This window comes from Saccharopolyspora sp. NPDC049357, from assembly GCF_040677225.1.
Taxonomy (GTDB): Bacteria; Actinomycetota; Actinomycetes; order Mycobacteriales; family Pseudonocardiaceae; genus Saccharopolyspora.
Genome location: NZ_JBFAQJ010000005.1, coordinates 86,756 through 110,482, shown reverse-complemented (window position 1 = coordinate 110,482; position 23,727 = coordinate 86,756). Strand labels below are relative to the sequence as shown.

At 69.8% G+C, this 23,727-nt stretch carries 22 protein-coding genes; 15 read left to right on the top strand and 7 right to left on the bottom strand.

Annotated features, from left to right (window positions below):
• Window positions 1-16: 16 nt before the first annotated feature.
• From AB0J91_RS06325 to AB0J91_RS06305, 5 genes are all read left to right on the top strand, one after another.
• On the top strand, window positions 17-1,657 hold the full coding sequence (locus tag AB0J91_RS06325; RefSeq protein WP_363864716.1) for a glycoside hydrolase family 13 protein: 1,641 nt from the start codon (window positions 17-19) through the stop codon (window positions 1,655-1,657).
• 557 nt (window positions 1,658-2,214) lie between these two features.
• Window positions 2,215-3,609 carry a LytTR family transcriptional regulator DNA-binding domain-containing protein gene (locus AB0J91_RS06320; protein ID WP_363864714.1) on the top strand — a complete coding sequence of 465 codons (1,395 nt, stop codon included), beginning with the start codon at window positions 2,215-2,217 and terminating at the stop codon, window positions 3,607-3,609.
• 22 nt (window positions 3,610-3,631) lie between these two features.
• Window positions 3,632-5,830 (top strand): catalase/peroxidase HPI, encoded by a 2,199-nt coding sequence (katG, locus tag AB0J91_RS06315; protein ID WP_363864712.1) that lies wholly within the window; start codon window positions 3,632-3,634, stop codon window positions 5,828-5,830.
• A gap of 227 nt (window positions 5,831-6,057) precedes the next feature.
• A complete protein-coding gene (locus tag AB0J91_RS06310; RefSeq protein WP_363864711.1) occupies window positions 6,058-6,519 on the top strand; it encodes an MSMEG_3727 family PQQ-associated protein in 462 nt (153 codons plus the stop codon).
• A 13-nt stretch (window positions 6,520-6,532) separates the two neighbouring features.
• The gene (locus AB0J91_RS06305) at window positions 6,533-8,233 is read left to right on the top strand and encodes a PQQ-dependent dehydrogenase, methanol/ethanol family (protein WP_363864709.1); all 1,701 of its coding nucleotides are present in this window, start codon (window positions 6,533-6,535) and stop codon (window positions 8,231-8,233) included.
• A gap of 132 nt (window positions 8,234-8,365) precedes the next feature.
• Here the strand turns inward: AB0J91_RS06305 and AB0J91_RS06300 are convergent, their stop codons facing one another.
• Entirely contained in the window at window positions 8,366-9,037 is a 672-nt protein-coding gene (locus tag AB0J91_RS06300) for a polysaccharide deacetylase family protein (protein WP_363864707.1), read from the bottom strand.
• Between the two features lie 352 nt (window positions 9,038-9,389).
• Here AB0J91_RS06300 and AB0J91_RS06295 point away from each other — a divergent pair, with 352 nt between their 5' ends.
• Both AB0J91_RS06295 and AB0J91_RS06290 read left to right on the top strand, forming a co-directional pair.
• Window positions 9,390-10,700: an MFS transporter gene (locus AB0J91_RS06295; RefSeq protein WP_363864705.1), complete on the top strand. Its 1,311-nt coding sequence runs from the start codon at window positions 9,390-9,392 to the stop codon at window positions 10,698-10,700.
• A 98-nt stretch (window positions 10,701-10,798) separates the two neighbouring features.
• Window positions 10,799-11,308, top strand: a complete 510-nt coding sequence (locus tag AB0J91_RS06290; RefSeq protein WP_363787287.1) for a hemerythrin domain-containing protein — start codon at window positions 10,799-10,801, stop codon at window positions 11,306-11,308.
• Between the two features lie 31 nt (window positions 11,309-11,339).
• Here the strand turns inward: AB0J91_RS06290 and AB0J91_RS06285 are convergent, their stop codons facing one another.
• Complete coding sequence (locus AB0J91_RS06285; RefSeq protein WP_363787285.1) at window positions 11,340-12,101, bottom strand: IclR family transcriptional regulator; 762 nt, start codon at window positions 12,099-12,101, stop codon at window positions 11,340-11,342.
• Between the two features lie 138 nt (window positions 12,102-12,239).
• Between AB0J91_RS06285 and AB0J91_RS06280 the strand changes: the two genes are divergently transcribed.
• The 7 genes from AB0J91_RS06280 to AB0J91_RS06250 all read left to right on the top strand — a co-directional run bounded on the left by AB0J91_RS06280 (window position 12,240) and on the right by AB0J91_RS06250 (window position 19,018).
• Window positions 12,240-13,595: an NAD(P)-binding domain-containing protein gene (locus AB0J91_RS06280; protein WP_363864703.1), complete on the top strand. Its 1,356-nt coding sequence runs from the start codon at window positions 12,240-12,242 to the stop codon at window positions 13,593-13,595.
• 48 nt (window positions 13,596-13,643) lie between these two features.
• Complete coding sequence (locus AB0J91_RS06275) at window positions 13,644-14,987, top strand: TRAP transporter large permease subunit (protein WP_363864702.1); 1,344 nt, start codon at window positions 13,644-13,646, stop codon at window positions 14,985-14,987.
• Window positions 14,988-15,012: 25 nt separating this feature from the next.
• On the top strand, window positions 15,013-15,267 hold the full coding sequence (locus AB0J91_RS06270) for a hypothetical protein (RefSeq protein WP_363864700.1): 255 nt from the start codon (window positions 15,013-15,015) through the stop codon (window positions 15,265-15,267).
• 160 nt (window positions 15,268-15,427) lie between these two features.
• Window positions 15,428-16,342 carry an alpha/beta fold hydrolase gene (locus AB0J91_RS06265; RefSeq protein WP_363864698.1) on the top strand — a complete coding sequence of 305 codons (915 nt, stop codon included), beginning with the start codon at window positions 15,428-15,430 and terminating at the stop codon, window positions 16,340-16,342.
• Window positions 16,343-16,359: 17 nt separating this feature from the next.
• Window positions 16,360-17,235 (top strand): metal-dependent hydrolase, encoded by an 876-nt coding sequence (locus AB0J91_RS06260; protein ID WP_363787274.1) that lies wholly within the window; start codon window positions 16,360-16,362, stop codon window positions 17,233-17,235.
• A 44-nt stretch (window positions 17,236-17,279) separates the two neighbouring features.
• Complete coding sequence (locus AB0J91_RS06255; RefSeq protein ID WP_363864920.1) at window positions 17,280-18,299, top strand: PDR/VanB family oxidoreductase; 1,020 nt, start codon at window positions 17,280-17,282, stop codon at window positions 18,297-18,299.
• Window positions 18,300-18,400: 101 nt separating this feature from the next.
• Window positions 18,401-19,018, top strand: a complete 618-nt coding sequence (locus AB0J91_RS06250) for a TetR/AcrR family transcriptional regulator (RefSeq protein WP_363864696.1) — start codon at window positions 18,401-18,403, stop codon at window positions 19,016-19,018.
• Between the two features lie 23 nt (window positions 19,019-19,041).
• Here AB0J91_RS06250 and AB0J91_RS06245 read toward each other — a convergent pair whose 3' ends face one another.
• The 3 genes from AB0J91_RS06245 to AB0J91_RS06235 are packed head-to-tail and all read right to left on the bottom strand — an operon-like array spanning window position 19,042 to window position 20,235.
• The gene (locus AB0J91_RS06245) at window positions 19,042-19,167 is read right to left on the bottom strand and encodes a hypothetical protein (RefSeq protein ID WP_363864694.1); all 126 of its coding nucleotides are present in this window, start codon (window positions 19,165-19,167) and stop codon (window positions 19,042-19,044) included.
• A complete protein-coding gene (locus AB0J91_RS06240; protein ID WP_363864692.1) occupies window positions 19,164-19,919 on the bottom strand; it encodes an SDR family oxidoreductase in 756 nt (251 codons plus the stop codon). Before AB0J91_RS06240 ends, AB0J91_RS06245 begins: the two co-directional genes overlap by 4 nt.
• On the bottom strand, window positions 19,909-20,235 hold the full coding sequence (locus AB0J91_RS06235) for a hypothetical protein (RefSeq protein WP_363787266.1): 327 nt from the start codon (window positions 20,233-20,235) through the stop codon (window positions 19,909-19,911). The genes AB0J91_RS06240 and AB0J91_RS06235 overlap by 11 nt, the downstream gene beginning before the upstream one ends.
• Before the next feature lie 84 nt (window positions 20,236-20,319).
• Between AB0J91_RS06235 and AB0J91_RS06230 the strand changes: the two genes are divergently transcribed.
• Complete coding sequence (locus tag AB0J91_RS06230; RefSeq protein WP_363864690.1) at window positions 20,320-21,249, top strand: AraC family transcriptional regulator; 930 nt, start codon at window positions 20,320-20,322, stop codon at window positions 21,247-21,249.
• On the opposite strand, the gene AB0J91_RS06225 is transcribed toward AB0J91_RS06230, so the two are convergent.
• Entirely contained in the window at window positions 21,250-22,746 is a 1,497-nt protein-coding gene (locus AB0J91_RS06225; protein WP_363864689.1) for a sulfatase-like hydrolase/transferase, read from the bottom strand. It lies immediately after the preceding gene.
• Window positions 22,743-23,726 carry an aliphatic sulfonate ABC transporter substrate-binding protein gene (locus tag AB0J91_RS06220; RefSeq protein ID WP_363864687.1) on the bottom strand — a complete coding sequence of 328 codons (984 nt, stop codon included), beginning with the start codon at window positions 23,724-23,726 and terminating at the stop codon, window positions 22,743-22,745. Before AB0J91_RS06220 ends, AB0J91_RS06225 begins: the two co-directional genes overlap by 4 nt.
• Between the last annotated feature and the right edge of the window lies 1 nt (window position 23,727).

The window sequence follows — 23,727 nt, the reverse complement described above, 5'->3', positions numbered from 1 at the left end:
CGGAGAGGGAGAACCGTTGCAGCACAATCGATCTGATGAGAATCCGTGGTGGCGCGACGCGGTGATCTACCAGGTCTACATCCGCAGCTTCGCCGACGCCGACGGCGACGGGATGGGCGACATCGAGGGCATCCGGTCGAAGCTGCCCTACCTGCGGGATCTGGGCGTCGACGCGTTGTGGATCAACCCGTGGTACTGCTCGCCGCAGGCGGACGCGGGCTACGACGTGGCCGACTTCCGCGACATCGATCCGCGCTTCGGCACCCTCGCCGACGCGGAGAAGCTGATCGCCGACGCGCACGAGCACGGGCTGCGCATCATCCCGGACATCGTGCCCAACCACACCTCCGATCAGCACCGCTGGTTCCAGGACGCGCTGTCGGCCGGGCCGGGCGCTCCGGAACGGCACCGCTACGTCTTCCGGTCCGGCCGGGGCTCCGACGGCGACCAGCCGCCGAACAACTGGCGGTCGGTGTTCGGCGGTCCCGCGTGGACCCGGGTCGCCGACGGGGAGTGGTACCTGCACCTGTTCGCACCCGAGCAGCCCGATCTGAACTGGGCGAACCCCGACGTCCACGACGAGTTCGCCGACGTCCTGCGGTTCTGGTTCGACCGCGGCGTGGACGGCTTCCGCATCGACGTCGCCCACGGCCTGGTCAAGGACCCGGCGTTGCCCGACCTGACCGGCGAGCCGGACGAGCGCCTCGCGCACCCGCACTGGGACCGCGAGGAGGTGCACGAGATCTACCGCCGGTGGCGCCGCATCGCCGACGAGTACCCGGGCGAGCGCAAGTTCGTCGCCGAGGCTTGGGCGCCGTCACCGGAACGACTCGCCCGGTACCTGCGGCCCGGTGGTCTGCACACCGCGTTCAACTTCGACTTCCTGAAGTGCCCGTGGAGTCCGGAGCGGATGCGCGAGGTCATCGACTCGACGATGGCGAGCTTGACCGCGGTCGGGGCACCACCGACGTGGGTGCTGTCCAACCACGACGTTCCCCGGCACGTGACCCGGTACGGCAGGGAGACGGCGTGGGTCCCGCACGACCAGCGCGCGATCGGCGAGGACGAGCTGGTCCTCGACGAACCGGACCTGGCCCGCGGGACGCGCCGGGCGCGCGCGGCGGCGCTGCTGATGCTCGCGCTGCCGGGCGGCGCCTACGTCTACCAGGGAGAGGAGCTCGGGCTCCCGGAGGTCGAAGACCTCCCCGAGGAAGCCCTGCAGGACCCGATGTGGGAGCGCTCGGGTCGCACCGAGCGGGGTCGCGACGGCTGCCGGGTGCCGCTGCCGTGGTCGGGTTCGACCCCGCCGTTCGGCTTCGGCCCCCGCGGGTCCGCGGAGTCCTGGCTCCCCCAGCCTGCTGACTGGCGAGACCTCACCGCCGAGGCGCAGGACGGCGATGCGGCCTCGACGCTGGAGCTCTACCGCGGGGCGCTGCGCCTGCGGCGCGAGCTCGACGCGCTGGGCGAAGGCGGGATGCGCTGGCTGGACTCCCCCAGCGGTGTTCTGACGTTCCGCCGCGAGCCCGGATTCACCTGCGTGGTCAACATGTCCAGCAACCCGCAGCCGTTGCCCGACCACGACCGGATCCTGCTCGCCAGCGGCGACCTGGCCGACGACCACCTCCCCACCGACACAGCGGTGTGGCTGGCCGACTGAGCGCGGCACCACCTCAGCCCCCACGGCACCACCCGGAAACCGCCGTAATCGGGTCCCCGAATACTCCTGTATTCCGGCACCTGATCACGGCGGTTTTCCGCAACCCGACGACCGCCGTGATCAGGCAACCCGTCCGGAACGCGACACGTCGTCCACATCCGGCCTCCACCAGCCCCCTGACCGGATTTCCACTGAACTCCGGAACCAGACTTCCACTGAACTCCGGAACCAGACTTCCACTGAACTCCGGAACCAGACTTCCACTGAAGTTCGGGACCAGATTTCCACTGAAGTTCGGGACCGGACTTCAGTGGAAATCGGGGGCCGGGCGGTGCCGAACCGCTGTTCGTTGGGAGGGGTGCACCGGGTTCAGGTTCGGGGTGCCTGGCTCGGGTTCGGGGGTGCTCGGGTGGGGTTCGTGGTGCTCGGGTGGGGTTTGTGGTGGTCTCTCATCGTGCTGGTCCGGGATTCGGGAATAAGCTGGAGGCAGACCCTGGAGCAGCGCGGAATCCGATGATTCCCCGGTCGGCTCGGTGGGAGACCAAAGGCGGTCTTGTATGGCAGAGGTGCACCGGCTGGACCCGATGTCCCGCGTCCCCGGCAACACCACCGTGTACGGGGCGTGGGAGCGCTTCGTGCGCGGAGAGGACGACGTCCGCGGCGTGCGGCCCGAAGTGGCTATCTCCTGGCACCGCTGCCGCGACCAGTACCGCGTTGATCCGGGCCTCACCAAGGCCCCCATCGCCGTGGCCGACGTCGACCACACGCTCGAACACGACGTCGTGTTCGCCGAGCTGGGCTTCCGCGCGGCGTCGGTGGCGCACGAGGTGAGCAACGGCGGCGGCGTGGTGACCGTCGCCGACGCCACGGGCCGGATCCTGGCCGAGTGGGGCGATCCGGCCACCCGCGAGATCGCCGCCGAAGCCAACCTGTCCACCTGGTTCTGCTGGTCGGAGCAGGCCACGGGCACCAACGGCATGGGCACGGCGCTGGAGTCGCACGCGCCGGTGGTGGTCCGCGGTGCCGAGCACTGGTGCCAGGCCTTCCACGACTGGACCTGCGCGGGTGTGGCGATCCGGGACGTGGTGACGCGCGAGCCGATCGCGGTGCTCAACATCTCGTGCTGGCGCAGCGAACCACCCACCTCGGCAGGCGCTTGGCTGAGCAACGCGGCCACGCGCACCCAGCGCACGCTGGTGCAGCGCGCCAAGGACGGCAGCGTCGAGCTGATCGCCGCCTTCCACCACGCCCGGTCGCGCTCCGGCGTGGCGCTGGCCGCGCTGGACCCAGCGGGACGCGTGGTGATCGCCGACGACACCGCCGGAGTGCTGCTCGGCGTGCCGAGCTCGACGCCCGCGACCGATCCGGCGGTGCGGTGGAACCCGAGGTTGCCCGAGGTGATCAAGGCCGCCCGCTACGCCGTCAAGCAGGCGTCCCGCGACCCCGACTGGGTCGGCACGACCCAGGTCCACACCCATCTCAGCGACGAGCCCAGCTCGGTCAGCATCCGGCCGGTGTTCCTGTCCGGGCACCTGGTCGGCAACCTGCTCTTCTTCGGCGTCGCCGACGGCGAGCAGCTGCCGCGCGCCGAAAGCGGTACGAACCACCGGGGCAGGCCGGACCGGATCGTGGCGATGCGGGAGAACCGGATGGTGCTGCTGCGGCTGTCCGAGGTCTCCTTCGCCGAGTCGGAGGGCAACGACGTCTGGCTGTCGACCGATCAGGGCCGGTTGCGGGCCGCTTCCGGCAGCCTCGACAAGCTCGAAGCCGAGCAGGGCGACGCCGGATTCCTGCGAGTGCACCGCCGGTACGTGGTCAACGTGGGACGCGTCCGCGAGGTCGAACGCCGGTGCAAGGGCGAACTGCTGCTGGTGATGGACACCGACGCGGACGCCATGGTGCCGGTGTCCCGGCGGAACGCCCCGGCCGTGCGGCGGGCGCTGGACATCTGAGGTTGCCGGGAGGGAGGTTCCGATGCCGGAGAACCCCGATGCCGTGGCGATCACCCGGAACTACGACCAGAGCCTGCGGCGGCGCGTTGAACGGGTCCGCAACCACCCCGCCGCGGGCGGGGACAACCGCGACTGGTGGCCGCACAGGCTCGACCTGAGGATCCTCGCCAAGCACCACCCCGCGGCGAACCCGTTAGGGCCGGACTTCGACTACCCGGCCGAGTTCGCGAAGCTCGACCTCGACACGCTGGCCCGCGACATCGACGAGGTCCTGACCACCTCGCAGGACTGGTGGCCGGCCGATTTCGGGCACTACGGGCCGCTGGTGCTGCGGATGGCCTGGCACAGCGCTGGGACGTACCGCGTCACCGACGGTCGAGGCGGTGCCAGCACCGGGATGCAGCGCTTCGCCCCGACCAACAGCTGGCCCGACAACCGCAACCTCGACAAAGCACGCAGGTTGCTGTGGCCGATCAAGCAGAAGTACGGCCGCAGCATCTCCTGGGCCGACCTCATGATCTTCGCCGGCAACCGCGCGCTGGAATCCATGGGCTTCACCACGCTCGGCTTCGCCGGAGGCCGCGAAGACGTGTGGGAATCCGAAGCCGACGTCTACTGGGGCCCGGAACGGGCCTGGCTCGCCGATGAGCGCCACACCGGCGTCCGAGACCTCCAGCAACCCCTCGCAGCCGACGAGATGGGCCTGATCTACGTCGACCCGCAGGGCCCCGCGACGCTGCCCGACCCCATCGCCGCGGGCAAGGCCATCCGCACGACGTTCGGGCGGATGGCGATGAACGACGTGGAGACCGTCGCGCTCATCGTCGGCGGGCACACCTTCGGCAAATCCCACGGCGCCGCCGACCTGCACCACGTGGCAGCCGAACCCGAGGCCGCGGGCTTGGAAGAACAGGGCATGGGCTGGCGGAGCAGCCACGGCACCGGCACGGGCGCGGATGCCATCACCAGCGGGTTGGAAGGGATCTGGACGCCCACCCCGACCCGGTGGGACAACTCCTTCCTGGAGACGCTGTTCGCCTACGAGTGGGACGTCGTGCTCAGCCCCGCCGGGCTGTGGCAGTGGGTGCCCCGCGGCGGCCAGGGGCAGGGAACCGCACCCGACCCCCACGACCCGTCGAAGACCCGCACGCCCACGATGCTGACCACCGACCTCGCGTTGCAGGAAGACCCCGACTACGCACCGATCGCACGCCGCTTCCTCGCCCACCCCGACGAGCTGGCCGACGCCTTCGCGCACGCGTGGTTCAAGCTCACCCACATCGACATGGGACCCCGCCAGCGCTACCTCGGGCCCCTGGTCCCGGCGGAGTGGTTGATCTGGCAGGACCCCGTTCCCGAAGCCGACCACGACCCCGTCGACTCCGACGACGTCGCCGAGCTCAAGACCCGGATCCTCGACCTCGGCATTCCGGTGCCGCACCTGGTGTTCACCGCGTGGGCGTCGGCCTCGACCTACCGCGACAGCGACAAGCGGGGCGGCTCGAACGGTGCTCGCCTCCGGCTGGCCCCGCAACGCGACTGGCAGGTCAACGATCCCGACATCACCGGGCCCGTGATCGCCGCCCTGGAAGCGGTCCAGGAGCGCTTCAACACCGAACAGACCGCTGGAAAACGGGTTTCGCTGGCCGACCTCATCGTCCTCGCAGGCTGCACCGCCATCGAACACGCGGCCGACGGCGTCTCCGTTCCCTTCACTCCTGGACGCACCGACGCCACCCAGGAGTGGACCGACGTCGACTCCTTCGCCGCGCTCGAACCCACGGCCGACGGATTCCGCAACCACACCAGCGCGCACGCCGCGCTGCCCGCCGAGCACCTCCTCGTCGACCGCGCCAACCAACTCACGCTCAGCGCCCCCGAGATGACCGCCCTCATCGGAGGGCTTCGCGTGCTCAACAGCAACCACCACCGATCACCACTCGGCGTCCTCACCACCCGACCCGGCAAGCTCACCAACGACTTCTTCACCAACCTCCTCGACATGAGCACCGAATGGACTCCTGAATCAGGCACTTTCGAGGGAAAAGACCGGGCGACCGGTCGCGTTCGGTGGTCTGCGAGCCGAGTCGACCTCACCTTCGGGTCGAATCCCGAGCTGCGCGCGATCGCCGAGGTCTACGCCAGTGACGAAGCGAAGTTCGTGCACGATTTCACCCGCGCCTGGGACAAGGTCATGAACCTCGGCAGGTTCGGTGTCTGAGCGGTAGTTCCGGCCGTGCGAACGGTACGGGCGCCCGGTCCGGCGGTCTCCGGTTTTGGCCACCCCGCACCCGGCGTAATGTCCGATTCGGTACGGGGAAATTGGTTCGACCCACTGCTGTTCTCCCGCGCACGCCTGACTTTTTCGAACCGCGTTCACGAATTCGGTTCGCAGCAAATCAACTTCGGGTGCCTTCGGGAGACGGATTCACGAGGAGGTGAGGTCCGATGACGACAGCGAAGGAACGCACCGACATGCTCCACTCGGTCGGCTTGGACGTCCAGAACGGGGCGACGATCGGCCGGGTGCTCGGGACCGGCAACATCGAACAGGCCACCGAACGGGCCGACGGCACGATGGAGGCGACGGTTCGCATCGAACCGGACGAGATCGCTTGGGATCCTTCGATCCTGATCCTCCCGCACGGCGGCGACCTCGAACTGACGCTCATCAACGACGACTTCAACACCCACTGCGCGCTGCTGCCCAGCAACGGCGACCGCAAGTTCATCTGGCTGGTCAACCACTCCAAGGGCAAGGCCAAGCTCAACCTGGACGGCCCCGGCTACTACTGGTTCAGCTCTCCCACCGGCAACGACGAGGGCCGGGGTCTGACCGGCGCCATCGTCGTGCTCGGCGAGGTGCCGCCGGAAGCCCGCCTCGACCGCCCCGACCAGCCGCGCCCGTAGGGAGGACCGAACCATGACCGTGGAATACGTGGACGCCGGTGAGGCGATCAACCAGGGCTTGCTGACCACTGAGCCCCGGAACGCACCCGACGTCGCCTTGAGCGTCGGATACGAACGGCTGATGGACGCGCGTTCCGAATCGCACAACTGGCTCACCTACTACGGCGCTTACGACGGGCAGCGCTACAGCCTGCTCGACGACATCAACACCGAGAACGTCAAGAGCATCGGCCCCGCCTGGATCTTCCAGGCGAGCACTGAAGGCATGATCGCGGGGGCTTCGACCTACGCGTTCGAGGCCACGCCGGTGGTCGTCGACGGGGTCATGTACGTGTCCGGCTGGGACGGCTGGGTGTGGGCGCTCGACGCCAAGACAGGCGGGCACCTGTGGCGCTACAAGCACGCCGTGCCCTACGACGTGTCGCTGTGCTGCGGGAACGTCAACCGCGGTGTCGCTGTCGCCAAGGGCAAGGTCTTCGCCGTGACGCCCAACGCCCACCTCCTCGCGCTCGACGCGGTGACGGGCGAGAAGCTCTGGGACAAGACCGTCGGCGACGTGCGGGCCGGGGAGAGCGCGACGATCGCTCCGCTGGTCGTCAAGGACATGCTCATCGTCGGAAGCTCCGGCGGCGAGTTCGGCGTGCGCGGCCACATGGACGCCTTCGACCTGGAGTCGGGCGAGCACCGCTGGCGCTGCTACACGGTCCCCAAGCCGGGTGAGCCGGGTTCTGAGACCTGGCCCGCCGACGGAGAGGCGTGGGCGCGCGGCGGCGCGAACCCGTGGGTCACCGCGACCTTCGACCCGGAGACCAACCTGCTGTACGCGGGCACGGGCAATCCGGCTCCGGACTTCGACGGCGCGGTCCGCGAGGGCGACAACCTCTTCACCGACAGCATCGTCGCGGTGGACGTGGACTCCGGCCAGATCCAGTGGCACTACCAGTGCACCCCGCACGACGTGTGGGACTACGACAGCACCATGGAGAACATCCTGTTCGACCAGGACGGGCGCAAGATGCTCGGCCACTTCGACAAGAACGGGTACTTCTTCGTGCTCGACCGCACCAACGGCGAGCTGATCTCGGTCACGCCCTACGTGGACCGGATCGACTGGGGCACCATCACCCGCGACGGCAAGGTGACGCCCAGGAAGTACCCGGACGCCGAAGGCGAACCGGTCCACTTCTACCCCGGCCCGGCCGGTGCTAAGGAGTGGACGCACGCCGCCTACAGCCCGCGCACCGAGCTGTTCTACGTCCCGGTGCAGGACGTCGGCGCCACCGCCACGCGACGTCGCCGCGAGTTCCGCGAAGGAATCCCCTACTGGGGCGCGGGAGTTCAGGTCGATGCTGACGACATGCGCGGCTCCATCAGCGCTTTCGACTCCAAGGGCGAGGAGAAGTGGCGCTGGCGCAACAGCCTGCCGATGTGCTCCTCGGTGCTGACCACGGCCGGAGACCTGGTCTTCGCCGGCACGCCCTCGGGCGAGTTCGTCGCCCTGGACGCCCGCAACGGCGAGAAGCTGTGGGAGTTCCAGTGCGGTAGCGGCCACCACGGCAGCCCCATGACCTACTCGGTCGACGGCAAGCAGTACGTCGCCGTGCCGGTCGGCTGGGGCGGCTGGATCGAGGGCTTCCTCCCGGGAATGCTCGGAGCGGGCCACGGCAGCGCCCTCATCGTCTTCGCGCTGCCGGACATCCCGGCCATGCGCTAGGCGATCCCGAACTCGGCCCCGGGGTGGGGGTTTCCGCGGAAACCTCCACCCCGGGGCCGAGTCGTGCCATGCTCACCGGCCCGCCGCGCGGATGCCCCCCTCGTGAGGCAGCGGTCCGCCGCCTCACGGAAGTCAGCCGGGGGCGACCGCCTGGCCGGTGCGCGGGGAGATCGCTCCCGGGCAGAGCCCCTTGTCCTCCAGGACCTCCGCGATCCTGGGGATCGCTTCGAGGGTGTTGGGGGCCCAGTCGTGCATGAGGATGACCTGGCCGTCGGAGAGACGGGCGTTGGCCTCCACGATCTGGTCGACCGTGGCGTTGTTCCAGTCCAGGGAGTCGACGTCCCAGATGATCTCGGTGAGGCCGTGGGACGCGGCGACCTCGCGCAGGGTCTCGTTGGTCTCGCCGTAGGGCGGGCGGAACAGGTTCGGGGTCCCGCCGCCCGCGCCGGCGATGGCCGTTTGGGCGCGTGAGATCTCATCGTCCATTTCGGACCGAGTCAGCTGAGTCATGTGCTGGTGGCCGTAGCTGTGGTTGCCGACCCACATCCCCGCGTCGACCTGCTCCGCCACCAACGCCGGGTGGGCGTCCGCGCTGTCGCCGCGGTTGAACATCGTTGCGCGCAGACCGTTCTGCCTCAGCGCGTTCAGCAGTTCCGCGGTGGTGTCGGTGGGCCCGTCGTCGAAGGTGAGCCCGACGTAGCCCGCGCACGCGGGCTGAGCGGAGGCCGCCGGAGGAGCCACCAGAACCGCCGCGACCAGCACCGCACCGGCGACGCAGCCGCGCGCCCTCGTTCTCGCTGACATGCCACCGCATCCTCTCGACCGCGCTGACGGGAGATCCGACCGGGACCGAGTATGCGGTGGCGTCCAGGCGGGGTCAAACATCGCCTTTCGAAACACTTTCGGGCTATCTCTCTCGAAAAGCCTGAACGACCTCGCACTTTCGTCTTGTATTGCGAGCTTTTCGAGTTGATCCAGCGGAAGAAGATCGGCCGGATGGCGCAGAGCGCAAGGCGGCTTTCCGAAAGTTTCCCTTCCGGAAAGAGTCGAGAAGTACCTCTTGTGATGATTCGCCCGGATCGCTACGGTCCCTAAAACTTACACCGTTAGTTATTTGGGTCACAGCCGCAGCTCAACACCCCCGGAGGTCGACCGAATGGCCGCCACCGCGACGAGCGCTCGGCGAGTAGCGCTCGCCAGCCTCATCGGCACCACCATCGAGTGGTACGACTTCTTCATCTACGGCACCGCCGCAGCGCTGGTGTTCAACCAGCTGTTCTTCCCCAAGTTCGACCCCGTCGTCGGCACCGTCGCCGCCTTCGCGACCTTCGCCGTGGGCTTCCTGGCCCGCCCCATCGGCGGCGTGCTGTTCGCGCACTACGGCGACAAGCTCGGGCGCAAACCCATGCTCATCGGCTCGCTGATGCTGATGGGCGTGGCGACGCTGCTGATGGGCTTGCTGCCGACCTACGCCACGATCGGCGTGTGGGCGCCGATCGTGCTGACGCTGCTGCGCTTCGCCCAGGGCATCGGCGTCGGCGGCGAGTGGGGCGGAGCCGCGCTCATGGCCGTCGAGCACGCGCCGAAGGGCAAGCGCGGCTTCTACGGCAGCTGGCCGCAGGTGGGCGTCCCGGCCGGCCTGCTGCTGGGGAACCTGACGTTCACCGCGCTGTCGGCGAACATGTCCGAGGAGACGTTCCTGGCTTGGGGCTGGCGGATCCCGTTCCTGTGCAGCGCGCTGCTGATCGTCGTCGGCTTCGCCATCCGGCTCAAGATCAGCGAGAGCCCGGTGTTCGAGCAGGCCATGCAGCGCAAGGAGCAGGAGCGCGCCGAGCGGATGCCGGTGATCGAGGTGCTGCGCAAGCACCCGAAGACGATCCTGCTGGCCGCCGGGTCCTTCCTAGCCACCAACGCGACGTTCTACGTCGGCACCACCTGGATCGTCTCGTACACCACCAAGACCCTCGACTACGAGCGCACCACGATCCTGAGCGCGAACGCGCTGCTGGCGGCCGTCGACATCCCGCTGATGCTGGCGTTCGGCCTGCTGTCGGACCGGCTCGGCAGGCGCGGCATGTCGCTGGGCGGGATGCTGGCGCTCGCCCTGTTCGCGGTGCCCTGGATCATGATGGTCGACAGCGGCTCCATCGGGCTGTTCCTGCTGGCCGGGCTCGTCGTGCAGGCGTGCCGAACCGCCGTCTACGGGCCGCAGTCGGCGTTCTTCTCGGAGCTGTTCAGCACACGGCTGCGCTACAGCGGCGCCTCGCTCGCCTACCAGATCGCGGCGATCCTCGGCGGCGGCATCGCTCCCATGATCTGCACCGCGCTGTTCGCGGCGACGGGAAGCTCCCTGTCCATCGCCGGGTACGTCGTGGTGCTGTGCCTGATCTCGTTCGTGTCGACCTACCTGCTCGCCGAGACCTACAAGCGGGACCTCAGCGACACCGCGGCCCCGGTCACGACCTGAGCCGGGCGCGAACCCGCGCGCATTTCCTTGCCAGGCACACGGTGATCCCCGATGATCCACAGGAACCCGAACTCCACCACAGGTCGAAGGGGACCACCGTGTCCGAGGACGTCGTCGAACTCATCCTGGCCGACCACCGCCGCTTCGAAGACCTGCTGCGCACCCTGCGCAGCTCCGCGGGAGACCGCCGGTCCGCGCTCGGCGAGATCGCCGCACTCCTGGTCGCGCACGCCGAGGCCGAGGAATCCGAGGTGTACCCGGTGCTGCGCAAGCTCTCCGCCGAGGACGCCGAGGACGTCGACCACGGGGCCGAGGAGCACGCGGAGGGCCACGAAGCGCTGCTGGCGCTCATGGAGTGCGACGAACCGGGATCCGAGCAGTGGGATTCCCGGCTGGAGGAGCTCAGCGAGTCGTTGACCCACCACCTCGACGAGGAGGAGCGCACCGTCCTCAACGACGCGCGGGCGAAGGTCGACGCGGACCACCGAGTCGAACTCGGCAGGGTGTTCACGGCCAAGCGCCGCGAGCTCATCGACGCGGACTGCGGACGCATCGACAACGTCCGAGCCCTCGTCCGGAGCAAGGGCCCGTCACAGCACCAGCACTGAAATGACGCGCGCACCAACGGGTTCCGGCAGCTCACCCAGCTGCCGGAACCCGCGCGCCGATCGCCTGAGCGGCGCGGCGGACGTCCCCCGGCAACGCGGAATCGCGGACGTCGCCGAATGACCTCGTCGCCCCGCTGAGCCCGAACGACCCCAGCACATCGCCCGCGTTGTCCGTGATCAGCGCGGCGATCGCGGTGGTGCCGAACTGCCGCTCGTCGACCGAGATCGCGCATCCCTCACGGCGGACCCGCTCCAGGTCCGCGCGGATCCCCGCCGCGTCGAGAACGGTTCCGCTGGCGAAGGTCACCGACCCCAGCCGTTCGGCCTCCGCGGCGAGGTCGCCCTCACCCGCCAGGAAGACCTTGCCCGCAGCGCCCGGGTAGAGCGGCAACCGCTCCCCGATGGGCAGTGAGTACTGCGGACGCCGCCCGCCCTCGACCCGGTCGATCAGCACGCGGCTCTCCTGCACCCGCACGTACAACGAGGCGGTCAGCCCCGTCGCGGTGGCGATCTCCTCCAACACCGGCCGGGCGACGAGGCGCAGCGGGCTGGTCATCGCGAACGCGTGGGCCGTCGACAGCGCAGCCGGGCCGGCGGTGTAGCCGTTGGCGTGCCGACTGGCGTAGCCGTGCTCGATGAGCACGGTGACGACACGTTGCGCCGTGGCCACGTGCAGTCCGCTCCGCTGGGCGAGATCGGTGAGCCGCAACGGCTGCTGCGCCAATTCCAGCACTTTCAGGACGTCGAACGCCCGGTGCACCGAACGCATCGGGTTGCTCTTCGCGGTCGTCAATGAACCTCCTGGAGACGACGCCGAATCTATCACTGCATGAGAAGTTTGCTCACTTCCATTGACAGGCCAGTGCCCTGGACGCACAGTTCTTCTCATCAGATGCCTGTTCTTATCATAGAGTGATACGGAGTTCGATCGATGAAGATCGCAGTGCTGGGTTTGGGCGAGGCCGGGAGCATCTACGCCGCCGGTTTCGCCGCCACCGGCGCGACCGTCACCGCCTACGACCCGGCGGAGCCCCCGCTCCCGGACGGGGTCACCGCCGCCGCGAGCATCGGTGATGCCGTGCGGGACGCCGACCTGGTCATCAGCCTGGCGACGGCAGCGCAGGCCGTCCGCGTCGCGGCCGACAGCGCCGCCCACCTGGCGAGCTCGGCCGTCTTCGCCGACCTCAACGCCGCATCGCCGCATCGCAAGGCCGAGATCGCGGCGGCGCTGGGTGATGCGGCGAACCGCTGCGCCGACGTCGCGGTCATCGGGTCGGTCCCGCAGTTCGGCGCGCGCACCGCCCTGATCGCCTCCGGCCCCGCTGCGGACGCGGTCGCCGCGAAGTTCCGGCTGCTGGGTGCCGAGGTCGACGCGATCGGCGGCTCACCCGGCGACGCGTCACGGCGGAAGATGCTGCGCACCGTCTTCATGAAGGGCCTGGGCGCGGTGATCACCGAAGCCGTCGACGCCGGAGCCGCCGCCGGGGAGTCGGAGTGGGTCCGGACCCAGATCGCCACAACCCTCGTCGGCGGTGACCGCACCCTCGACCGGCTCGACCGGGGGACCCGCAAGCACGCCGAGCGGCGGGCGCACGAGTCCCAGGACGCGGCCGACCTCCTCGCCTCGCTCGGCGTGACACCGGTCGTGACGACCGCGGTCGCCGACCGGCACCGGGCTCTGAGCCTGGACGCACCGCGCGACCTGACCGCACTGCTCAACGCGTTCGCCGAGATCCCCGCAGCGGCGATCGGCGATGCGCGGGACCGCATGGGCGTCGTCGCTTCCCGGGTGCGTTCGATGTGGCCCGGCGCGCACATCGCAGGCCGCGCGCTCCCGGTGCTGTGCCGCCCAGGTGACAACAAGGGCATCCACCAGGCGCTGGCCGTCGCCGGGCCCGGAGACGTCCTGGTCGTCGATGGCGGCGGTGACCCCTCGCGGGCCCTGATCGGCGAGCTCATCGCGCATCGCGCCATCAACCGGGGCGTGCGCGGAATGATCATCGACGGTGCCGTGCGCGACGTGGACGCGCTCGCGGAAGCCGGATTCCCGGTGTGGGCGGTGGGCACGTCCCCAGCCGGCCCCTACAAGAACGGGCCGTACCGGGTGGGAGAGGACGTCGCGGTCGGCGGTGTGGCCGTGCACCGCGGCGACATCGTGGTCGCCGACGCCGACGGCGCCATCGTCGTCCCGGTGGCCGAAGCGCACCGGACCCTCGCCGGAGCGCGTGCCGTGCTGGAGGATGAATCCTCCCGGCACCAGCGGATCCTCAGCGAACGCCCCGCCTGACCAGTCCCCCGTCCACCCCGCTCCAGTGCCGAAGAGGGGAACCGAAAGATGCCCACCGGCCTTATCGCGCTCGGCGCGTTCATCGCCACCATCATCGTCTGGAACGTCGGATTCAAGCGGAACATGGGCGAAGCCATGCTTTTCGGGCTGCTCGTCACCGCCGCGTTCGCCGGACTCGACGCACCCGAAGCCCTGCTGAACGGGATGCTCGGTGCGCTCGACGAAGAGGTCCTCTACGCCGCGATCGCGTTCGTGTTCATGGCCTACGTCGTCGACCGCACCGGCCTGATCCAGAAGCTCCTCGGGATCCTCAACTCGCTGGTCGGGCGGGTCCGCGGCGGACCGGTCGTCGTGGACACCGTCGGCTCGGCGGTCATGGGCGCGCTGTCGGGCTCCAACTCCGGCAACACCGCCGCCACCGGCGCCTTCACCGGGCCGTGGATGATCCGCACCGGCTGGAGTCCCGAACGCAGCGCGACCGTCCTCGCCGGCAACGGCGGGCTGGGCGCAGCCCTGCCGCCGAGCGCCTCGATGGTCATCATGATCGGCTTCGCCGGTTCGATGGTGACCACCGGCCAGATCTACCTCGCCCTGCTGTGCGCCGGGATCTACCAGGTGGTGTGGCGCTTGTTGCTGGTCTTCTACTTCGTCCGCAGGGACGGGATCCAGCGCTCGCCCGAGGCGGACCTCCAGCCCCTGCGCACCGCGCTGCGCGAGGGCGGTGCGGCCCTGCTCATCGTGCTGGGTGCGATCGTCCCGATCGGCATCACGGTCGGACCCGTCGCGGACTTCCTGACCAACCGGACGCCGATCGGTGAAGCGCTCGAGAACATCGAGATCCTGACCTGGATCCCGGTCCTGATCACCGTTCTGGCCCTGTTCGTGGGCCGACGCGAGCTCCCGCGCGGGGCGCGCGCCTGGCACGACTGGCTCGCCGGGGCGATGCCGCGCTTCACCAGCATCGGGGCGCTGCTGTTCTTCGCCGTGGCCGCCAGCGAGGTGCTCGGAGACCTGGGGCTGGCCCGGGACATCGACGGAATCCTGGCCGACCTGCAGCTCAACAAGTACGTGATGGCTCTCCTGGTCGGCGTGCTCGTGGCCGTGGTGGCGGGGCCGCTGTCCTCGACGGCGACGCTGACCGCCGTCGGGCACGTCGCGCTGCTGTCGCTGGTGTCGGTCGGCGTCGACCCGGTCCTGGCCGTCACGGCGATCCTCGTGTTCGCCTCCACCGAAGGCGCTTCTCCCCCGGCCTCCGGGTCGATCTTCGTCGCGGCGGGCATCACCGGCGCGAAACCGGAGAAGACGTTCCTCCCGCTGATCGCCTACTACATGGTCCCGATCATGCTGATCGGCTGCCTGATCGCCTGGGGCGCGCTGCCCGTCCTGCGCTGACGACCACCACGACGCAAGGAGTGCCATGTCCACCACGACGACCTCGGGCCGCACCCAGGCGACCTGCAGAGCCGCGTTCATCACCACCCTGCTGATCTTCCTGACCCTGGCCGCCGCGCTGGTGGCCGTCCAGCTCGCGGGGCTCGTCCTCGTGCGACCCGCGTGGATCACCTGGGCGTCGGAAGCCCTGCTCACCCCGAGCATCGCAGCGGCGGTCCTGTTCGGACTCGTCGCCTTCGCCAGCGGCTACTTCATGCCGAAGGCGACCTCCGAGGAATGAGGCCGAGGGGCGGTTTTGGCCTGAACTGTCCGGGCACAACCGACATCGATCACGGACGGTTCGGACCAAAACCGCCCGCGGCGGCAGAACCGGCGAGCACCGGCGTCGCTGCTGCGGGGAGCCCCTCAGCTGCTATTGACTTGTTGTCTATATTGACATCATGTCTCACAACGATGTGGCTCACGTGCGCACGCGGATGGTCACCAGCGCCGATGGGGTGCGGATCTCGGCGCAGGAGCGCGGTGACCCGTCGCACCCGACGTTGATCGCGGTCCACGGCTACCCGGACGACCACTCGGTGTGGGACGGAGTCGCGGCGGAGCTCGCCGAGCGCCACCACCTCGTGACCTACGACGTCCGAGGCGCCGGCGGCTCCGAGGCTCCGGCATCGCGGGAGGCGTACCGGCTGGACCGGCTCGAAGCGGACCTCGCCGCGGTCGTCGACGCCGTCGCACCGACCGGCGAGGTGCACCTGCTGGCGCACGACTGGGGGGCGATCCAGACGTGGCACGCCGTCACCGGTGAGCTGCTGCGCGGGCGGATCGCCTCGTTCACCTCGATCTCCGGTCCGTGCCTGGACCACGCCGGGCACTGGTTCCGGTCCCGACTGCGCCGCCCGTCCGCGCGCGGGCTGCGCGAACTGGTCACCCAAGCCGTGTGCTCGGGCTACATCGCGTTCTTCCAGATCCCCGGCCTTCCCGAGCTCGCCTGGCGAGCCGGCGTGGTGCCGCGCGTGCTGCGGGCGCTGGAGCGGCTGGACCGCACGAGCGGCGGTCGCACCGGCTCGCCGAGCGTCGCCGACGGCATCCACGGGCTGGAGCTGTACCGCGCCAACATGCCGGAACGCCTGCGCCGGCCGAGCGAGCGCCGCGCGAACGTCCCCGTGCAGTTGGTGGTGCCGACGGGTGACCCGTACGTCTCCGCTCCCCTGCAGACCGACATCGGCCGGTGGGTCACCGACCTGCGCGTGCGGCGCGTGCCCGGCGGGCACTGGTTGCCGCGCACCCGGCCCGATGTGGTGGCCCGCTGCGCGGCCGAATTCGTCGACCACGTCGAGGACAGCATCCGGGCATGAGAAGAGGAGGAACGCCCATGCCGACCCACGATGAACCCGATCGCGTGGTGCTCAACGCGCGCAACGTCTCCTTCGACTGGACCGAGCTGCCGCGCCACTGGGTCCCGGACGAACCGTTCGCCACGCACATGATCAACGTGCTGCACCTGCTCCTGCCCGAGGGCGAGCGCTGGTTCTGCCACGTGTTCAAGCAGGCCCTGCCGCTGATCCGGGACGAGCAGATCGCCGAGGACGTGCGCGGATTCATCGGCCAGGAGGCCATGCACGCCGAATCGCACCAAGGCGTGCTCGACCACTTCGACACCCACGGGCTGGACACCCGCCCTTACGTCCGGCAGATCGCGTGGCTGTTCGGCAAGCTCCTCGGCGACCGGGGTTACGGGGGCAAGCAGGGCAGCGAGTGGGTGATCGAGCGCGTCGCGCTGGTCGCCGCGATCGAGCACTTCACCGCGGTGCTGGGGCAGTGGATCCTCGACGCGGAGGAGCTGGACGCGGCCGGTTCCGACGCCACGATGCTCGACCTGCTGCGCTGGCACGGAGCGGAGGAGGTCGAGCACCGGTCCGTGGCCTACGACCTGTTCATCCACCTCGACGGCCGCTACTCGCGCCGCGTCCGCGCCATGGCCATCGTGACGCCGGTGTTCGTCTGGCTCTGGGCGCGCGGCGTGCGGTTCCTCATGAACCGCGATCCCGAGCTGCGCGGGCGGTCCAAGGCCCGCTGGCGGGATTGGCTGCGTTCCGGCCGGCTCGGTCTCACCCCGAGCGTCTGGGATCTGCTGCGGTCGCTGCCTCCCTACTTCCGGTCGCAGTACCACCCCTCCCAGCACGGCTCGACCAGCCAGGCCATCGCGTACCTGGCGAAGTCCCCGGCGGCGCAGGCGGCGGAGCTGTGAGCACCGTTCCACCCGACCTCTACGGGCGCGGTCACGCCGACCGGATGTACCGGTTCCTCGATCGGGCCGTGGCCCGCTACGCGCGCTGGGCGCACGCCAGCGCGCGCGGGCGGCCACCCGTCGAGGAGGTGCGGCGCGACCTGGACGTGGTCGTCGACGAGGTGCGGCAGGAGGCCGAGGACGTGGTCAGCCTGCGGCTGGTCGCCGCCGACGGTCGCCCGCTCCCCGAGTGGCAGCCCGGCGCCCACCTCGACCTCGAACTCCCCTCCGGCCGCAAGCGGCAGTACTCCCTGTGCGGTGACCCGGCAGATCGAGGCTCGTACCGCATCGCGGTGCGGCGCATCGCCGACGGCAACGGCGGTTCGGTCGAGGTGCACGAAGCGCTGCGGCAGCGGACGGCGGTGACGGTTCGGGGCCCGCGCAACGCCTTCCCGTTCATCACCGCCGAGCGCTACCTGTTCGTCGCGGGCGGCATCGGCATCACCGCGATCCTGCCGATGGTCCGCCTCGCCGCAGCGCGGGGAGCTGACTGGCGGCTGGTCTACGCGGGGCGCTCGCGGGCGTCGATGCCGTTCCTCGGCGAGATCGCCGAGTTCGACCAGCAGCGGGTGTCGATCCGCTCCGACGAGGAGCACGGCATCCCGGTCTCGGGCGCCGAGCTCCTCGAACAGGCACCGGAGCAGGCTGTGGTCTACTGCTGCGGACCCGTGCCGATGATCACCGGGGTGCGGCTGGACCTGCCCGCGAGCCGGGCGGATTCGCTGCACTTCGAGCGGTTCTCGCCGCCGCCGGTGGTCGGCGGGAGGCCGTTCCGGGTGGAGCTGGCCCGCCGCGGTGTGTCGCTGCGGGTACCGGCCGACCGCTCCGCGCTGTCGGTGATCCGCGAGCACGCGCCCGACGTGCCGTACTCGTGCCAGCAGGGCTTCTGCGGCACCTGCGAGGTCCGCGTGGTCTCCGGCTCGGTCGATCACCGCGACGCGCTGCTGACCGAGGAGGAACGCCGCGACCGGATGATGATCTGCGTCTCCCGAGCCGCCGGTGACCACGTCGAGCTCGACCTGTGATGCGAGAATCCCCGCGATGTCCACGACTTGGAGGGCGGATGGTTGACCACCCGGCCCGGTCCGCCCCGGAGGCGCGAGCGGGTGCTCGCCGCCCTCGTCGCATGGCGCCCGCGAGGCGCCGCGACCACCTCATCGCGACCGCGCTGCAGATCTACAGCCGCCGGTCCCCGCAGGAGGTGTCCGTCGACGACATCGTCGAGGAAGCCGACGTCTCGCGAGCGCTGTTCTACCGGTACTTCACCAACATCCGCGATCTGCACATCACGGCGCTGAGCAAGGTCGTCGACGAGCTGCTGGTCGAGCTCACGCTGCCGTCCAGCGGGGACTTCCGGGCCGATCTGCACACCGCGCTGGAACGCTTCCTGGAGTTCGCCGAGACCTACGCGGCCAGCTACACGGCTCTGCTGCGCAGCGGGTCCACCATCGCCACCAGCAACACGTCCACGTTGGTCGAGCGGGTCCGCAAGCACGTGGTCGACCAGCTCCGCGAACACCTCGGCCTCGACGAGGCACCGCGCGCGCTCGAACGCACGCTGCGCGGCTGGGTGGCGGTCGTGGAGACGACGTTGCTGTCCTGGTTGCAGGACCGGGACATGGGCAACGAGCAGCTCGAAGCGTGGCTGACCGATCAGCTCTTCGCCATGGTCGCCTCGACCGCGCGGCACGACCCCGCTTCCGCTGAGCGGTTGCGCCCGCTGCTCGATCCGCCGACCGCGTGAGAACGCCCCGCCCCCAGCGCGATTCACGCATCGAGGTCGTCCAGCTGGTAGCTCTGCTCGTCCAAGCCGCTGAGAGTCGGGTCGTAGGCGACTTCGCCGACCTCGCACATCGAGGTCATCCAGTGGTAGAAGTTGTCGCCGCCGGTCACGGGGTGGGGATGTTGCCTCCGTCGACGCGGTGCTCGGTTCCGGTGATCCAGGCGGCCCTGTCGGAGACGAGGAACGCGACGAGGTCGGCGACCTCCTCCGGGCGCCCGGGACGCCCCAGCGGGATTCCGCCGAGCCCGCGCATCAGCTCCGCGCGCGCCGCGTCCAGGTCGGTGTCGATCTGCTCCAGGAGGTGGCGGGCTCCTTCGGTCTCGACGAAGCCCGGCAGGACCGAGTTGACGCGGATGCCGTGCGGTCCCAGGTCGTTGGCCAGCCCCTTGCTGTAGGTGGCCAGCGCGGACTTGGCGCTGGCGTAGGGCAGCGGGGCCGCGGAGGGGATCCGGTGGGCGATCGAGGTGACGTGCACGATCGCGCCGGAACCCCCGTCCACCATCGACGGCACGAGAGCGCGGTTGATCCGCGCCGGAGCCAGCAGGTTCACCTCCAGCGCTCCGCGCCAGTCCTCCTCGTCGTAGTCCGCGCCGGGTTTGGTCCCGCTGGAGTGCCCGCCCGCGTTGTGCACGACGATGTCCACGCCGCCCAGTTCCGCCAGCGCCTCCGAAGCCACGCGAGCAGCACCGTCGGGCGTGCTGATGTCGGCGGCGATGAACACCGGGGCGACCGTCGGAGCCGTCGAGCGGGCCGTGGTGGCCACCGCGGCCCCCGCCTCGACGAGCCGTCGCACGATCGCCGCACCGATGCCCTTGGTCCCGCCGGTGACCAGGGCGCGCCGACCTTCGAGGTCACGCGTCATGGCGCTGCTCGTTCCGGACGATCAGCAGGGCGCCGATCTTCGGGCCCGATGACCTGAAGTAGTAGGTGAGCACGAGCGGGTCGGGCAGGCCGGTCTTGTCGAAGGTGCCGTCGACGGCCGCGGTCACGACCTCGATGCCGTGCACCTCCTCGCGTTCGCGCACCCGCATGGTCGCGTTCACGGCGTGCAGCTCCTCGTCGAGCCAGCGCCCGATGGCCGCCACGCCCCGGAACTCGCGACCGTTGTCGTGGACCAGTGCGTCCGGTGCGAACGCGTCGATCCCCGGTTCGTTGATGAAGTCGTCCACTGCTGTCATGCGATCCACGCTAGGGAGCCTGGACCAGACGATCCATATCTCAGAAGCCAGTCCTCATGTCCGATCGTCTGCTAGCCTCGATTCATGGACATCGTGGGCGAGGCCATCGCGTCGATGCGGGCGGGGGCGCCGACCGCGGCGCGCTGCGCCGTGCGGGCGCCGTGGGGAATGCGGTTCTCCCGCATCGGCGGCGCCGGTTTCCACGTGGTCCTGCAGGGCTCCGCGCTGCTGCTGCCGCCGGACGAGCAAGAGCCGATCCGGCTGAACGTGGGCGACGTCGCCTTCGTCTCGCACGGCCGCAGCCACGCGCTGGTCGACGACCCGGCGAGCCCCCAGTTCGCGATGCCCGAGACCGGCGACGACGATCTGCTGATCCCGCAGGGCGAGGGGGAGATGACCTCGATGCTCTGCGGCTCGTACTACCTCGACGACATCCGGCCGCACCCGCTGATCGCCGCGCTCCCCGAGGTCATCCACCTGCCCGCGCAGATCGGCGGGGAGGCTCGCGTTCAGTCCATCGTGGACCTTCTCGGGTCCGAGATGGACGAGCGCGCACCGGGTTCCAGCGCTGCCGTTCCCGCGCTGCTCGACCTCCTGCTGCTCTACATCGTCCGCACCTGGTACCGCAGGCAGGCCGAGCAGGGCCGCGGAGGGTGGGCCGCAGCGCTGCGGGACCCCGCGATCTCCACCGCGCTGGGCCTCATCCAGAGCTCCCCCGCCACGCCGTGGACGGTGGCCGGACTGGCCGCCGAGGCCGGGCTCTCCCGCGCCACCTTCGCCCAGCGCTTCACCGACCTCGTCGGCTCGCCGCCGCTGACCTACCTGACGTGGTGGCGGATGACCCAGGCCGGCCGGCTGCTCGCCCGCGACGACCAACCGCTGTCGGCGATCGCCCGCCAGGTCGGCTACCAGTCGGAGTTCGCCTTCAGCAAGGCGTTCAAGCGCGAGTTCGCCGTCTCACCCACCGCCTACCGGCGGCGGCAGGGGGACGCCGCTCGCATGGTGACGGCCTGATCAGCGCTGGTAGCTGTCCTCGTCCAAGCCGCTGAGAGTCGGGTCGTAGGCGACTTCGCCGACCTCGTACATCGAGGTCATCCAGTGGTAGAAGTTGTCGCCGCGTTCCCGGAGGATCTCGTAGAGCCTGCGCATCAGGCGGCCTCGGACCTCCGCCATCTCCGGGTGCGGGTAGCGGTTGATGAGCTCGTCGGGGTCGGTGTCGAGGTCGTAGAGCTCGTTGACCGAGTCCGGGTTGACCACGAGCTTGTAGCGGTCGGTGCGGAGCATGCGCTGCGGGTACGGGAAGTGGTGACCGTGGAACTCGCAGACGATCTCCTCGGCCCACTCCACCTCGTCCGGATCGGACAGCAGCGGCAGCAGGCTCCGGGAGTCCACCGCCGGTTCCGGGTCGATTCCGGCGAGTTCCAGGATCGTGGCCGTGCAGTCCAGCAGGCTGACGAACTCCGAGCGCACCACTCCCCCGGGCTCGCCGGGAACGCGCACGATGCCCGGAGTCCGGTAGATGTCCTCGTACATCGCCGGGCCCTTGTCGTGCAGCCGGTGGGAACCGGTGAACTCGCCGTGGTCGCAGGTGAACAGCACCGCCGTGTCGTCGGCCAGGCCCAGGCGCCGCATCGCGTCGAGCACCCGGCCGATCTCGTGATCGATGAGCGCCACGTACCCCCAGTACACGGCGATCAGCTTGCGGGTGGTCTCCAGCGGCATCGTGTCGAACGTCCAGTGCGCGCTGTAGTTCTGCTGCACCGGGGGTTTGCCGTGGAAGGTCTCGGCGACCGAGCGCGGCAGCGGCACCTCCTCCGGGTCGAACATGTCGAAGTGCTCGTCGGGGACGATGTAGGGCAGGTGCGGGCCGAAGAAGCTCAGCTCCAGGAAGAACGGCTTGTCGTGCTCGCGCACGTCGGCGGCGTAGCGCTCCATCAGCTCGATGGCGCGGGTCGCCAGGTAGTGCTCGAAGGTCGCCTCCACCGGCTGGTGCAGCCGCGCCGCCAGCAGGTTCCCCGGGCCGCCGTTGGGCAGGGTGCCGCGGATGCGGTCGCTGATCTCGTACGGCGGCAGGTCGTTGTCGGCGAGGTAGGCCAGGTAGTCGGGGTGGTCGACCGGGTTGTGCCAGCCCGGGAGGTCCGGCCCGTCGAAACCGAAGTCACCGGCGGACTTCCGCGTCCCGACGTGCCACTTGCCGATGAGCCCGCAGTTGTAGCCGCGGCCGCGCAACGCCTCCGAGAACGTGAACTGCCCCTCGGGCAGGTCCTCGATGTAGCCGACGTTGCGCTCGTAGTTGGCCAGCAGCTTGTGCCGGAACGGTGCCTGCCCGGTGAGCAGGCTGGCGCGCGCGGGCGTGCAGATGGCGGTCGGGGTGTACCAGCGGTCGAAGCGGGTCCCGGTGGCGGCCAGCTCGTCGAGGTTCGGCGTCGCGGCCATCGGGTTGCCGTAGGCGCCGAGGGTGTCGGTCCGGTGCTGGTCGGTCATCAGGAACAGGACGTTGCGCTGGTTCACGGTTGGCCCGCCGAGGTGAACAGGTCGCCGGTGTAGTAGTTCTCGGGCCCGGTGCTCCGCTTGAGCTGGCCGGTCCCGGCGAAGTAGGAGTCCATCGTGGACAGCCAGTTCCGCACGGTGCCGTCGGCCGTCATCCGGTCCAGCTCCTCGGCGCCCAGCACCTGCACGTTGGCGGCGTCGGCGCGCACCTGCGCCGGATCCTTGTCGAGCAGCTCGGCGGTCAGTTCGATGGTGCGCTCGGCGTTGGTCGAGCGGTACCGCATCGCCTCCCGCAGCACCGCCAGCACGCGCCGGGCCTTGTCCTGCTGACCGCTCACCACGTCGTTGCCCGCGACGAAGGCGGTCGGGAACTCCATCTCCCCTCGGAAGTCGGAGTTCTTGGCCAGCTCGACCAGCCCCGGAACCTGCTTCTTGATCGTGTCGATCGCCGGGTACCAGAACCCGGCCGCGTCGATGCGCTTGGCCGAGAACGCGGAGACGATCGTCGAGGCGTCCATCGGCACGACCTTGACGTCGTTCTTCGTCATGCCCGCCCGGCGCAGCGCGAGATCGAGGATCATCTCCCCGGAGGTGCCCTGCGGAACCCCGATGGTCTTGCCCCGCAGGTCGGCCACGCTGCCGGTGCCGGGCTGCGCGATGACGCGGTCGGCGTTGCCGAGCGTGTTCAGCGCGACGACCTTGGCCTGTCCGGAGGCGGGCAGCCACATCGCGCCCGGCCCGATGTAGCCGAAGTCCAGGTCACCGCTGCCCAGCGCCTGGATCTGCAGCGGTCCGTTGGTGAACACGCTGGCGGTGGCGTCGAGACCGTGCTTCTCCCAGAGCTTCTGGTCCTCGGCGACCGCGAGGAGGCTGGCGCCGTTGTAGTCGCCGATGTAGCCGAACCGGACCTCGTTGGACGCCTCCGAACCGCCACCGCACCCGGTGAGCGCCACGACGAGTCCGGCGAGCGCGCCGGCGAGCCATCTCTTCCTGCTGGTCATG